This is a genomic window from Peptoniphilus asaccharolyticus DSM 20463 (assembly GCF_900176115.1).
GTDB classification, from domain to species: Bacteria; Bacillota; Clostridia; order Tissierellales; family Peptoniphilaceae; genus Peptoniphilus; species Peptoniphilus asaccharolyticus.
The window spans coordinates 560385-573850 of sequence record NZ_FWWR01000009.1 but is presented as its reverse complement, the minus strand read 5'-3'; the positions used below and the strand labels follow the sequence as shown (position 1 = coordinate 573850).

Below are 13466 nucleotides of genomic sequence, written 5' to 3'. Positions count from 1 at the left end.
AATGACAGAAAAACTTAATGATATAAATAAACCTCATTCAAAAGAAAGCATTGTTGGTGGGTTAAGAAATATAGGTAGGGCAAAAGGTAATCTTACTTATGAAGAGATAGTTGCGGCTCTTGAAGAAATACCTTTGGAAAGTGAAGAGATAGATAAAATATATCAAGACTTTGAGAGCGAAGGTATAGAACTTTTAGACGATGAAAAGATAGAAATTGAAATTTCTAATCAAGTAGACGACGATGAAGACATAAAAAAAGAAGATCTATCAGTTCCTAAAGGGGTTAGTGTAGATGACCCTGTTAGAATGTACCTTAAAGAAATAGGTAAAATACCACTACTTACTGGAGATGAAGAAGTTTCTATTGCCAAACGTATGGAGACAGGTGAAGAATTAGCTAAAAAAGAATTGGCAGAAGCTAACTTAAGACTTGTAGTTTCTATTGCCAAGAGATATGTTGGAAGAGGAATGAGCTTTTTAGATTTGATCCAAGAAGGAAATCTTGGTCTTATGAAAGCTGTTGAAAAATTCGACTACACAAAAGGATTTAAATTTTCAACGTATGCTACATGGTGGATAAGACAAGCTATAACTCGTGCTATAGCTGACCAAGCAAGAACTATCAGAATCCCCGTGCATATGGTAGAAACAATAAATAAATTAGTTAGAGTTCAAAGACAATTAGTTCAAGAACTTGGAAGAGATCCATCTCCTGAAGAAATAGCGGCAGAGATGAGCTTGGATGTAGAAAAAGTTAGAGAAATACAAAAAATTGCTCAAGAACCAGTTTCTTTAGAAACTCCTATAGGAGAGGAAGAAGATTCTCATTTGGGAGACTTCATACCTGATGAAGAAATTCTATCTCCTTCAGATGCAGCTACGTTCACTCTGTTAAAAGAACAATTAGAAACTGTATTAGAAACTCTTACAGAGAGAGAAAAGAAAGTTTTGACATTGAGATTTGGCTTAGAAGATGGAAGAGCTAGAACTTTGGAAGAAGTTGGAAAAGAATTTGATGTAACTAGAGAGAGGATTAGACAAATAGAAGCTAAGGCTCTTAGAAAGTTGCGTCATCCAAGTAGAAGTAAGAAATTAAAGGACTTTTTGGAATGAGATTATCAAACAGATTAGAGACAATTGCAATGATGGTTTCAAAAAATTCAAAAGTAGCAGATATAGGCACCGATCATGGTCAGGTGCCTATTTTTCTATCTGAAAATAATATATCAAACTACATAGTTTGTTCTGATATAAGTGAACCATCCCTGAGAAAAAGTGAAGAGATAGTAAAGAGTTTTAATAACATCTATCCAAGGCTTGGAGACGGACTTAATGTACTTGAAAAAAATGAAGTTGATGAAGTTATAATAGCAGGAATGGGTGGACATTTAATAGTTAAGATTTTGGAAGAGAATTTAGAAATTGTAAGAAATTTAAAATCTCTTATTTTACAGCCAATGCAAGGAACAGAATATTTAAGAGAGTATCTATACGAGAAATATAAATTCATAGACGAAAAAATTGTGTATGAAGATTCTAGATACTTTGAAATAATTCAAGTTGTATACACAGGAGAAAAGACTTCAGTAGATGAGATATACTTTGAAATTCCAAAGGTTTCTTATGATAAAAAAGAGAAGATTTGCACTGAGTTTATAAATCACAAAATTAAAAAAAACAAAGATATAATTGAGAATATAAAAAAATCTAAGACAGAAAATAATAAGATTGATTTTATAAAATCAAAAAATGATAGATTACAGAGGTTGTTATGAGTTATAAATCAGTAGATATTGTAGAATATGTAGAAAGACTTGCTAATCCTGAATATCAAGAAAAATGGGATAACAGTGGCTGGCAGATAAAAAATAGTGCAGATGTGTCTAAAGTTTTGATATGTATGGATTTAACTTTAGATAGAGTTGATTATGCAATAGATAATGGGTTTAATTTAATTTTAACTCATCATCCACTGTTCTTCTTAGGAATTAAATCGATAAAAGACGATTACAAGTCACAGATGATAAAAAAATTGATTTTAAATAATATAGGAGTATATTCTGCACACACTTCTTTTGATGTTTCGAAGCAGGGTGTGAATAAAGTTCTTTTTGATTTTTTAAGCCTTGAAGATTCTGAAGATTTAATAATTACAGAGACCAAAAGTGGTTTAGGATTGGTTGGTAAAAACAAAAAGTTTGGAGATATTTCTGAACTTCTAAGATTTTTAGAAGAAAATTTGTTAGATGATAGCTATAGAATATATGGCAGAAGAAAAAAGAATCTATCTAAAATAGCTTTGTTAGGTGGTTCTGGAGCCAGTGAGATGCAAGCAGCTATAGAATCTGGAGCAGATGTATATATAACATCAGATGTTAAGCATCATGATGCTCAATTTGCTTATGAAAATGACTTAATTGTAATAGATATAAGTCATAATGATAGTGAAAAGTTGGCTTTAGCATGGCTTAAAAAATATATTGAGGACAACTTCGATTTAGAAATAAAAGTTCTGTCAGAAAATGCTTTCACCTTAAAACTTGATTAAAATATTAAAATTTGTTAAAATTAAATAAGAGTAAGTTATTCAATCGCATCATTTTTGATGAGGAAAGTCTGCGCTCCACAGAGCAGGATGCCAGTTAACGACTGGTAGGGGCGACCCTAAGGCTAGTGCAACAGAGATATACCGCCTTGAAAAAGGTAAGGGTGGAAAGGCGAGGTAAGAGCTCACCAGGTTTTCAGTGATGAAAATGCTATGTAAACCCCATTCGGAGCAAGACCAAAATAGGACAAAACAGATGCTGCTCGCATCTGCCGGGAGGTAGGTCGCTTGAATTATTTGGTGACAAATAATCTAGATAGATGATTGAACAAGACAGAACGCAGCTTATAAACTTACTCATTAAAATTAAATTAATTTAAGTTAAAAAAGATTACAAAAGAGTTAAAAAAATTTAACGTTTTGTAATCTTTTTATTGCTTTTCTGTTACCATTTTGTTATACTTTAGAAAAGATAAGAAGTCTATAAAGTATAAGGAGTGTTTTTATTGTTTAATATAAGTAAGAGGGTGCCTCTAGGAGTTGCAGCTCTAGCAGTTGTTTCCATATTAGGGCTAAAGGATACCGGAATTTTTATAAGCAACCACGTACAAACTACTTATAGCGGAAATCAAGTTTATTTTGAAACTGGTGAAAAGGCAGAGATTGTAGAAACTTCTGCTAGAGGTTACATAGTTGCTAAAGGTGCTGCTAGAGTAACAATACCAATGTCAAAAATTGCTGTAACAGAAGTTACAACATCAACATATAAAGTCGTACAATCAGTAGCAATTAAGAATGATGAAAATCAAATTCTAAGAAATCTATTTTTAGGAGAAAATGTTACATTAAATTCTAAAAAAGATGGCGTTTTAAATGTTACTACTGAAGATGGAATAAATGGAAATGTTATTGCAGAAGCTCTTGAATTTGTTTCTTCTAATGTAAAGAACATAAATAAGGAAGATGCTATTGCAAAAGCTAAAACTTATGGTGATAACGAAATTAAGATGACTGTTACAAAGAGTTCAGCTAATGTAGCTACTGCTTCAGCAAGTGTTGCTTATTCAGCAGAAGTTACTAGTGCTTCAGCTCAATCAGCTATCTATTCTGCTACTAACAAATTAGGTTCTCCATATATCTATGGTTCAACAGGATCTACTGGATATGATTGTTCAGGTTTAGTTTATGCAGTTTATAAAAATGAAATGGGAATTAATCTTCCAAGAGCATCTAGAGACCAATCTAAATATGGAATGCAAGTTTCTAGAAATGAGTTACAACCTGGAGACTTAGTTTTCTTTAATACAACTGGAAGCGGAGTTTCTCATGTTGGAATATACAAAGGAAATGGTGCATTTATTCATGCGTCAAGTGGTCAAGGAAAGGTTATAACTTCAAATTTAAGTGAAGATTACTACAATGATAGATATGTAAATGCAACAAGAGTATTATAATTTAATTTGATATTTACTAATCCAAGGCGAAAACCTTGGATTTTTTATATATAAATTTAAGTTGTGTGAACTTATTTAGTTTGATATGATGGATGTAAGAATTAAGAAAATACTTAAAGGAAGTGTTGATTTGACTAAGAATTTAGTCGTTGTAGAGTCGCCTACTAAGGCGAAGACAATAAAGAAAATGTTAGGTAAAAATTATAAAGTCATGGCGTCTGTTGGACATATAAGAGATTTACCAAAGAGCAGACTAGGAATTGATATAGAAAATAATTTTGATCCTGAGTATATAAATATAAGAGGAAAAGGACCGTTAATAAAGGAATTAAAGAAAGAAGCTAAAGATAGCGACAACATATATCTCGCAACTGACCCCGATAGAGAAGGTGAAGCTATCTCTTGGCACTTGAGTTATATATTGGGTTTAGATCCTAATACTCCTATTAGAGTTACATTTAACGAAATAACAAAGGATACTGTTAAAGAGAATATAAAGAAGCCAAGAAAAATTGATATAAATTTGGTAGATGCTCAACAAGCAAGAAGAGTTTTAGACAGACTTGCTGGATATAAAATTTCACCTTTACTTTGGAAAAAAGTAAAGAGTGGATTATCAGCAGGTAGAGTTCAGTCTGTGGTTTTAAAGCTTATTTGCGATAGAGAAAGAGAAATAGAAGAGTTTATTGCAGAAGAGTATTGGTCAATAGAGGCTATACTAAAAAAAGGTAGAAAATCTTTTGAAACTAAATTTTATGGTAAATTAAAAGATGGAAAAGCTGTAAAACTTGATTTAAAGGATGAGAAAGAAACCAACGAAGTTTTAAAAACTATAGATGAGGATAATTTTATAGTGCACTCTTTAAAAGAAGGTACAAGATCTAGAAATCCTTATAATCCTTTTACAACTTCAACTATGCAACAAGAGGCTTCTAAAAAACTTGGTTTTACTACTAAGAAGACTATGATGGTTGCTCAAAGTTTATATGAAGGTGTAGCTCTACCGAAAATAGGTTCTGTTGGTTTGATAACATACATGAGAACTGACTCTACTAGAATAAGTGATGAGGCTTTGAAGGCCATAGGAGTTTATATAAGCGATGAAATAGGTAAAGAGTACCTAGAGTTTCACAAGAATAAAAATAAGAAATCTAACGTACAAGATGCGCATGAGTGTATTAGGCCTACTGATGTATTCAAGACTCCATATTTAATAAAGGACTCTCTTACTAAAGATCAATATAAATTATATGAATTAATATGGAAGAGAACCGTGAGTTCACAAATGAAAGCTGCCCAATACGCAACTATGAGTTTGGATATTTTATCAAATGACAATATATTTAAAGCTTCAGGTTCTCAAATAAAATTTGATGGATTTTCAAGAGTCTATAATTACTCTAATGAAAAAGATAATATCTTACCTGAATTAGTCAAAGATGATGTATTAAAGGCGAAAGAAATTATGCCGAATCAACATTTTACACAACCTCCAGCAAGATATAATGAAGCTAGTTTAATCAAATATTTGGAAGAGTATGGAATAGGTAGACCATCAACTTATGCGCCTATAATTTCAACACTGCTTTCAAGATATTATGTAGTAGTAGATGAGAAGAAGCTTGTTCCTACAGAGTTGGGCGTTACTGTAAATGAAATATTAACTGACAATTTTTCAGATTTAATAAATAAAGATTTTACGGCTAACATGGAAACTAGCCTTGATGAAATAGCTGATGGAGAAAGAGAATGGAAAGAGATTATATCTTCTTTTTACTCTAAACTAAGACAGGATTTAGACAAAGCAGAAGCAAATATTGAGAAAGTTGAAATAAAAGAACAAGAGACAGATGTCATATGTGACAAATGTGGAAGAAATATGGTTATAAAGATGGGAAGATATGGGAAGTTTTTAGCTTGTCCTGGATTCCCGGATTGTAGAAATACAAAACCGCTCGTTGAAAAAATAGGAGTAAAGTGTCCTAAGTGTGGTGGAGAAATAGTCGTTAAAAGAAGCAAGAAGGGTAGAAAATTCTATGGTTGCGATAATTATCCAGAGTGTGATTTTGTAACTTGGAATAAGCCTATAGACAAAATGTGCCCTAAGTGCGATTCTATTTTAACTGAAATGGAAGGAAAAGGTAAAAAGAGAATTAAGTGTAGCAATCCAAATTGTGATTATCGTGATACAATCGAGGAATAAAATGAATAGAGATGAGTTTATAGTTAAGTTTCCCAAAGAACTTTCAGAAAAATATAATGTTGTCTATAAGTGTGAATTAGAAGATATTGTTATGTTCTTTACTGATGAAGCGAGTGAGAATATTGAGAATGCTTTAAAAATTATATTTCAAAAGGATATAGGGTTTGAAGTTATCAATACTAAGTTGTTGAATTTTAAGAGAGATGAATTTTATGACTTGGGTGACGATAAACTCATCTTAAATTTTTCTCTAAATAAAAATACCAATTTAAATACTGAGTTTAGTAGTGATTCAGAAGCTTCTAAAGCTCTAGATACTATATTGGTATATGCTTTAGAAAAAAGGGCATCTGATATACATTTTGATTCTCAAATAAATGAGATTGTGGTCAGAATGAGGATAGATGGCATACTTCATGATGTGAGCAAAATTTCAAGGTTTAGCTACAATCTAATATCCACAAGAATAAAAGTTATATCTAATTTAGATTACACAGTTAAAAATAAACCGCTTGACGGAAGATTTACTTTTAAAAAAGACGATAGGTCTGTGGATATAAGAGTTGCTATAATTCCGACGGCAATTTATGAAAAGATTGTTTTGAGAATTTTGGATAAGACTGCAATCGATTTTTCTATGGATGGTATAGGGCTGTTTGGGGAAGATGCTGAGAAGGTTAAAAAACTTGTTAGACAACCTAGTGGGTTGTTACTCGTTTCAGGGCCAACTGGAAGTGGGAAGTCTTCCACTTTATATACGCTTTTAAAACATATCTATTCAAGAGAACTAAATATTATAACTGTTGAAGATCCTGTTGAGTACAAGATAGATGGAATAAATCAAATTGAAATAAATAAAGAGCTGGGTAGAGGTTTTAACGAAGGATTAAAGAGTATTTTAAGACTTGATCCAGACAAAGTAATGGTAGGCGAGATAAGGGATAAAGAAACGGCACAAACGGCCCTTAGAGCAGCTATTACAGGTAGATTAGTATTATCCTCTATTCACACAGCAGATTCTCCATCTGCAATTTACAGATTGAGGGATATGGGGATAGAAAACTATCTTATATCAGCCGGACTTATAGGTATAATATCTCAAAGGTTGGTTAGAAAGCTTTGTGATTGTTCAGAACCTGTAACGGAGTATGTAGACATTTTTAATAGAGAGATAACTCATTATAAACCTGTTGGTTGTAAAAAATGTAGGAATGGATATGTTGGAAGAACAGCAGTGTTTGAAATCTTAATTTTAAATGATGAACTTAAAGAAGCAATTGTAAAAGGAGTGTCTTTAAAAGAATTTAGAGATTTATGTTCAAAAAATATGATTTCTTTAAAAGATAGTATGAAACATATGTTGAGCAGTGGTGTAACCTCATTAGAGGAAATTTATAAAAATGTTGAGTCTACAGGTGAGCTATGATTTATAGGTATACAGTTTTAAATGGCAATGAGAGGATAGATGGGCAAATTGAAGCTGATAGTTTATTAGAGTGTGAAGAAAAACTAATTTCTAGAGGGTATAGTATAGTAAAGATAGACAAGGTGTCTAAGCTGAATTTAGAAAATTATAAAAACAGAGAATTCAAAAATGAAGATCTGTACATATTATTCTATCAACTTCATATTCTGATAGAGTCAAAAATAAGTATTCCTGAGGCTGTTTTAATTTTGTCCAATACTTATGCAAAGAGTAAAGCTATGCATTTAAAAAATATATACAAAAATATAGCTGGTGGTATGAAATTGTCTGAATCCATAGGTGATGAAAAGGTTTGTCCAAAGTTTGCTGTTAATATGATCAAAATAGGAGAAGAGTCGGCACAACTGGATTTGGTGTTAAAAGAGTTATCAAATTACTATTTTGAAAAAGAAATATTTAAGAAAAAGCTGTACACAACTCTTACATATCCTGCAATTTTATTCATATCTACTATTCTGATTATGAACTTTTTAGTTTTGTATATATTGCCTACTTTTTCTAATATATTTGCTGAGTCTGGAGTTGAATTGCCATTTATAACAAGAATACTTATAAAGGCATCTAATATTTTAAGATTAAACTTTATATATTTTTTCTCTGCAATTATTTTAATTATAGCTTCAGCTCTAATTTATATAAGGACAGATTCTGGGAAGCTAAAATTAGAAAATATATTATTAAAGTCCAAATTGTATAGAGTTATTCAATCTTATAATTTTATAGCTATGATGAATTTTTTATTAAATTCTAAAGTGATTGTTTCAGAAGCGCTCAAAATATCAAGAGAATCTTTAGACAATTTGCATATGAAAGCAGAAATATACAAAGCGGTTGATAAATTATATGGCGGAGTGGATTTGGCAGAGTCATTAAAGGGTTCTAAATTTTTTGACAACATATCTCTTTCAATACTAAGAGTAGGAGAGAAGTCATCTTCTATAGAAAAAGTGATGAATTCATTAAAAAAATATTATGAGAAGAAATTGGATATGGATTCTAAAAAGTTTTTAGCTTTTATTGAACCTATTATCATTTTAATTTTATCTATATTCGTAGGATTTGTTGTGTTATCTATTGCACTGCCTATGTTTGATGTGGTCAATTATATAGGATAGGAGGAAGTTATGAAGATTGTAAAAAAGAAAAAGAATGGTTTCACTTTAGTTGAATTAGTTGTAGTTATTGCAATACTTTTAATTTTGGTATCTATTGCCATACCTAGATTTACAAAGTCGAATTTATCAGCTCAAGCAGCGACACATAACTTAAATGTTAAAGAAATAAAAAACGCGGCGATAATGTATAAGATGGAGAATCCTGACACAACTGGAACTATATCTGAAAATGATTTGAAAACATATTTTGAAGGTGATTTTCCAAAACCGGCAAAGGCATTGAAGGAAAATTCTTTTACAGTTTCAGTTGCAAATAATGGCAATGTAACTGTAAGCCCGGGAGAAGTGAAAGTAGAGGGAGATAATTTAGTTGCGGTAACAAAATGATTGAAGTATTTATATTTATATTAGGTGCAGTGGTGGGTTCGACACTTGCTTGTTTAAATTATAGAAGAAGAGATATAAAGTCTTTTATCTATGGAAAATCTAAATGTGAAAAATGTAATGCAAATATAAAGCCTATGGAAAATATTCCGATAATATCTTTTTTATTCTTAAGGGGAAGATGTTCTAATTGTAATTCTAAGATAGATATTACAAATTTTTTATATGAGATAGCAACTCCAATTTGTTTTCTTTTGGCATACCATAAATATGGGTTGAACTATAAATTTTATATCAGTGTAATTCAAATTATTTTTATGATGAGCATTGCGCTAAACGATTTAAGAACTCAAGAGGTATATTATTTAGATATAATCATTCTGCTAATTTTTAGCTTGGTGAATTTGTTTGTTGGAGATAGTCTAATTAGAATAGTAAATGCAGTTTTAATTGGCAGTATATATTTTATATTTTATAAATTAGATATGATGGGAGACGCAGACTTTATGGTTGGAGCTATTGGAGGATTGTATTCAAATTCATACTTCAAGTGCTTTGTAATGTTTAGAAATACATTTGTACTTGCTTTAGTTTACATTGTATTAATGAAACTAATTTATAAAAAAAGAGATGAACACAAGATGGCTTTCTGTCCATTTATAGTAATGGGAATTCTTACGGTGATGTTATGAAAAATTATACAGCTTTTTTATTTGAAGATTTGAAAATATTTTTGTTAGGTAAGAAGGAAGATGAAATATGTCTATATCCTCAACTAATAGAGAATGGGGTCATATTGGATTTGAATTATGTTTATTACTTAATGAAGGAAAAACTGGAAAGTATAGCTTTTGAAGGAAATGTGATTTTTTTAATAAATTCTTCTAAATTTTTAAATTTTGAAATAGATGTGTCCAATATAAAGAAAGATGAAACAGAATCTTATATACATTATGAACTGCAGAAGTTGCTACCAGAAAGTGTTGAAAATTATTATTTTACATATGAATACGATGAAACTTTAGTAAAGGTTAGATTGGTAGAAAAATCATTTTTAGATAGTTATAAAGAATTGGCAAAACTTTTAAAGCTAAATCTCGTGGGCATTTTTGATGTTGAAGATGCAATTTCAGAAAACAACTATATTAATTATTCTCTAAACAGAGCCAAGATAATTGAAAAAGATTTTAGAAAAGATATTTTTTCAAAAGAAATATCCAAAAAATTAGAAGAGTATGATTTAAATGCTGAAGATATAGCTAATATTTATAATGGAAATTTTAATGGTGAAGATAGTGCTGTAGTAGAAAAATTAGAAAGACTATTAGAAAGTTTTAAGTTTGAGAGGGTAGCGTGGCTTAAGAGATTTTTAAAAGATAAAGACTACATCTATTTTGGAGATTTGCCAATTGAAAATCTATTTGGAATCAATTTAAGAAAGCTAAGTATAAATGATTTAAAACTAAAAAATAATTTTATAGAGAAGAAGAGTAGTAAGAGTAAATATTCAATTTTAGCTGTTGTAGTTTTAATAGCATTTAATGTCATACTATTTTGTATATTGAATAATAGGGAGAACACAGCTAGGTTAGAATTTTCTAATACACTAAAACAAATGGCAGAGGAAAAATCTATTAAAGATTCAAAGAAAAAAGAATCTTATAAATATTCAAATAGTGATGTAGAATATAATAAGAAGTTTGAAAAGTTAGTGCAGAAGTTAGAAAACTTTAATCATGATGAAATATTTTTTGAAGAATATAGATTCTATGATGATAAAGTTAATATAAAGGGAATTGCAAATTCTACTAATATATTGAAAAGAGCAATGGGACAAAGCAAAAATGCAAAGTTACTTTCAAGCTCTATCAAAGATGGATATTTATATTTTGAAATAGAAGTAGTATTGAGGGATTGAATGAAAATAGGAAAGTTAACTGATGAAGAATTAAAAGAGCATATATTTAAATATATTTTTAAATCGAGAAGTGAAGTTTTAAAAAACTCTGACATAGGCATAGACACAGCGGTTTTAGATTTGGGAGATAATTTGGCTGTGCTTTCAATTGACCCAATAACTGGTACAAATTGTGGGATAGGCAAACTATCTGTAAACATTTCATGTAATGATGTGGCTACAGAAGGGGCCGAACCAGTTGGAATACTTCTAAGTGTATTGGCGCCACCCACATGTGAGCTAAATGATTTAGAAGAGATAATGATAGAAGCTAGTAGAGAGTGCAGAGAAATAGGTTTAGATATCATAGGTGGACATACAGAGATTACAGATGCAGTTAATAAAGTCATTGTCACTTCAACCGTAGTGGGGAAAATAAATAAGAGTATGGCTCTTAAAAGAAATAGGGTTGAAAATAGAGATGTAGTTTGCGTTTCAAAATATATAGCTATGGAAGGTAGTTACATAGTTGCAGATGCAAAAAAAGATATTTTAAATTTATCAGATAATGAATTAAAAGAAATAGAAGAAATGGCAAATGGAATTTCAATAGTTAAAGAGGCCATGATTGCACGAAATTTTGGAGTTAAATTTATGCACGATATAACAGAAGGTGGAGTATATGGTGCACTTTGGGAAAGCAGTGAATTCTTAAAGAAAAAATTTATAATTAAAAAAGATTTAATTCCTTTAAAAGAAATAAGCAACAAGATATGTAATAAACTTTCTTTGGATCCTTATAGACTTATATCAAGCGGTTCGCTTATAATGATTTTTTCTCAAGAGGACTTTGAAAAATTTAAATCAAAATGTGATGAAGAAGATATAAAAGTAACCAAGATAGGATATATCACAGATGGAAATAATATAGAAGTTGTTTCAGATGAAGTAGAGTTTATAACAAACACTACAGTGGACGAACTTTATAAAGTGGTGTAAGTAATATTTGAAAAAATAGTTGATAAATGGTATAAATTATAGAGTAAGGAGGATTTATGAAATATAAACTAATTCTATTATGGGTGTTTATTATTTCTATTTTTATACCAGCGAGTAGTTACGCAAATAACATGTTTAATATAAAAATTGATAATAAAAATACGCAAGTAAACGAAGTAAGTGTAAAAGTTGATGGAAATCTTTTAAAGACAAATTGCAGTGCTTATACTGTCAATGGAAGAACTTTTGTGCCTATTAGAGAGTTGACTGAAAGTTTAGGTGCGAAAGTATCATGGGAAAATAAAACTAAGAGTGCTACTATAGAAAATGAAAAACAATCTATAAAAATGAAAATAGATTCAGATGTAATCTATGTTAATAATGAAAAAAACACAATATCAAAAGATTCTATACCTAAGTTTGCAACATACTTAAAACCTAAGTATGAAACTAAAACAATGGTTCCTTTAAGGTTTTTATCTGAGACTTTTGGATATTCTGTTTCTTGGGATCAAAGTTCACAAACAGCAATAGTTAATACTTCAAAAAATGCCGAACCTATAGTTGAGCCTGTGAAAGAAGAAAATACAGGACAAAAAGCAGGAGCATTGACCATAAATGAAACAAAAAATGGTATAATAGTCAAGCCTAAAAACACAGATGGTTTTAGGTCTGAAAATGAATTAAAACAGATGAGTGAACTTGACAAAAAAGAAAAACTGGTAGAGCCTCAAAAAAAGAGAAATATTTCAAAAACTCTTAAGACAAAGGGCAAGGTAACTATAGTTTTAGATGCAGGTCATGGTGGAAAAGATAGTGGTGGACTTAGCAAAGATGGGTATATGGAGAAAGTACCTACTTTAAAAGTTGCAAAAAGATTGTCTGAAAAATTAAAAGACAAGGGCTATGAAGTCATAATGACTAGAAATAGTGATGTGTACATAGAACTCTTGGATAGAGCTGGAATCTCAAATGATTCTGAAGCTGAGTTATTTTTATCTATACATTTTAATTGCTCTGCGAATTCGGGAGCTAAAGGAATAGAAACTTTCTATGCTAGTGAAAAAACAGTTGGTATTAAGTCTGTTGAGCAAAAACCATTTGCTCAAGAGATTCAAAAAGCAGTTATATCTGTAACAGGAGCTAATAATAGAGGGGCAAAAGATGGTTCTAGTTATTTAGTTTTAAATAAGACTAATACTGTAGCTGCACTTGTTGAACTTGGATTTTTATCTAATGAAGAAGAGTTAGAAAAAATTAAGGATGATGAGTACATAGATAAATTAGTTGAGGGAGTTTATCAAGGTATAAATAACTATGTAGACAAGTATGTAGAGAAATAAGGTTGTTAACCAGTATAGAGTTTTGGTTAGCCTGAGGAA

At 30.5% G+C, this 13466-nt stretch carries 12 protein-coding genes and 1 other RNA gene; all 13 read left to right on the top strand.

Features of this window, described 5'->3' with window-relative positions:
• Nucleotide 1 precedes the first annotated feature (1 nt).
• The 13 genes from rpoD (at nucleotide 2) to B8869_RS03395 (ending at nucleotide 13427) form a co-directional block, all read left to right on the top strand.
• A complete protein-coding gene (gene rpoD / locus B8869_RS03455; protein WP_084230331.1) occupies nucleotides 2–1114 on the top strand; it encodes an RNA polymerase sigma factor RpoD in 1113 nt (370 codons plus the stop codon).
• Complete coding sequence (locus B8869_RS03450; RefSeq protein WP_084230330.1) at nucleotides 1111–1776, top strand: tRNA (adenine(22)-N(1))-methyltransferase; 666 nt, start codon at nucleotides 1111–1113, stop codon at nucleotides 1774–1776. The genes rpoD and B8869_RS03450 overlap by 4 nt, the downstream gene beginning before the upstream one ends.
• On the top strand, nucleotides 1773–2549 hold the full coding sequence (locus tag B8869_RS03445) for a Nif3-like dinuclear metal center hexameric protein (RefSeq protein WP_084230329.1): 777 nt from the start codon (nucleotides 1773–1775) through the stop codon (nucleotides 2547–2549). Before B8869_RS03450 ends, B8869_RS03445 begins: the two co-directional genes overlap by 4 nt.
• Before the next feature lie 27 nt (nucleotides 2550–2576).
• An RNA gene (gene rnpB / locus B8869_RS03440) (RNase P RNA component class A) lies at nucleotides 2577–2910 on the top strand.
• Nucleotides 2911–3052: 142 nt separating this feature from the next.
• Nucleotides 3053–4000 carry a C40 family peptidase gene (locus B8869_RS12295; protein ID WP_084230328.1) on the top strand — a complete coding sequence of 316 codons (948 nt, stop codon included), beginning with the start codon at nucleotides 3053–3055 and terminating at the stop codon, nucleotides 3998–4000.
• Nucleotides 4001–4130: 130 nt separating this feature from the next.
• On the top strand, nucleotides 4131–6203 hold the full coding sequence (gene topA / locus B8869_RS03430; RefSeq protein WP_084230327.1) for a type I DNA topoisomerase: 2073 nt from the start codon (nucleotides 4131–4133) through the stop codon (nucleotides 6201–6203).
• 1 nt (nucleotide 6204) lies between these two features.
• The gene (locus tag B8869_RS03425; protein WP_084230326.1) at nucleotides 6205–7629 is read left to right on the top strand and encodes a GspE/PulE family protein; all 1425 of its coding nucleotides are present in this window, start codon (nucleotides 6205–6207) and stop codon (nucleotides 7627–7629) included.
• Nucleotides 7626–8804, top strand: coding sequence for a type II secretion system F family protein (locus tag B8869_RS03420; protein WP_084230325.1), 1179 nt, complete (start codon nucleotides 7626–7628; stop codon nucleotides 8802–8804). Before B8869_RS03425 ends, B8869_RS03420 begins: the two co-directional genes overlap by 4 nt.
• A 9-nt stretch (nucleotides 8805–8813) precedes the next feature.
• On the top strand, nucleotides 8814–9191 hold the full coding sequence (locus B8869_RS03415; RefSeq protein ID WP_084230324.1) for a competence type IV pilus major pilin ComGC: 378 nt from the start codon (nucleotides 8814–8816) through the stop codon (nucleotides 9189–9191).
• The gene (locus tag B8869_RS03410; RefSeq protein WP_084230323.1) at nucleotides 9188–9880 is read left to right on the top strand and encodes a prepilin peptidase; all 693 of its coding nucleotides are present in this window, start codon (nucleotides 9188–9190) and stop codon (nucleotides 9878–9880) included. The genes B8869_RS03415 and B8869_RS03410 overlap by 4 nt, the downstream gene beginning before the upstream one ends.
• Complete coding sequence (locus B8869_RS03405) at nucleotides 9877–11106, top strand: hypothetical protein (protein WP_084230322.1); 1230 nt, start codon at nucleotides 9877–9879, stop codon at nucleotides 11104–11106. The genes B8869_RS03410 and B8869_RS03405 overlap by 4 nt, the downstream gene beginning before the upstream one ends.
• Nucleotides 11107–12084, top strand: coding sequence for an AIR synthase related protein (locus B8869_RS03400; protein ID WP_084230321.1), 978 nt, complete (start codon nucleotides 11107–11109; stop codon nucleotides 12082–12084).
• Nucleotides 12085–12140: 56 nt separating this feature from the next.
• Nucleotides 12141–13427: an N-acetylmuramoyl-L-alanine amidase gene (locus tag B8869_RS03395; protein WP_084230320.1), complete on the top strand. Its 1287-nt coding sequence runs from the start codon at nucleotides 12141–12143 to the stop codon at nucleotides 13425–13427.
• Nucleotides 13428–13466 lie beyond the last annotated feature (39 nt).

Bases quoted from the DNA above. Each gene is read 5' to 3' on its own strand.
- rpoD (WP_084230331.1), top strand. From the start codon at position 2: ATGACAGAAAAACTTAATGATATAAATAAACCTCATTCAAAAGAAAGC.
- B8869_RS03450 (WP_084230330.1), top strand. From the start codon at position 1,111: ATGAGATTATCAAACAGATTAGAGACAATTGCAATGATGGTTTCAAAA.
- B8869_RS03445 (WP_084230329.1), top strand. From the start codon at position 1,773: ATGAGTTATAAATCAGTAGATATTGTAGAATATGTAGAAAGACTTGCT.
- B8869_RS03425 (WP_084230326.1), top strand. From the start codon at position 6,205: ATGAATAGAGATGAGTTTATAGTTAAGTTTCCCAAAGAACTTTCAGAA.
- B8869_RS03420 (WP_084230325.1), top strand. From the start codon at position 7,626: ATGATTTATAGGTATACAGTTTTAAATGGCAATGAGAGGATAGATGGG.
- B8869_RS03415 (WP_084230324.1), top strand. From the start codon at position 8,814: ATGAAGATTGTAAAAAAGAAAAAGAATGGTTTCACTTTAGTTGAATTA.
- B8869_RS03410 (WP_084230323.1), top strand. From the start codon at position 9,188: ATGATTGAAGTATTTATATTTATATTAGGTGCAGTGGTGGGTTCGACA.
- B8869_RS03405 (WP_084230322.1), top strand. From the start codon at position 9,877: ATGAAAAATTATACAGCTTTTTTATTTGAAGATTTGAAAATATTTTTG.
- B8869_RS03400 (WP_084230321.1), top strand. From the start codon at position 11,107: ATGAAAATAGGAAAGTTAACTGATGAAGAATTAAAAGAGCATATATTT.
- B8869_RS03395 (WP_084230320.1), top strand. From the start codon at position 12,141: ATGAAATATAAACTAATTCTATTATGGGTGTTTATTATTTCTATTTTT.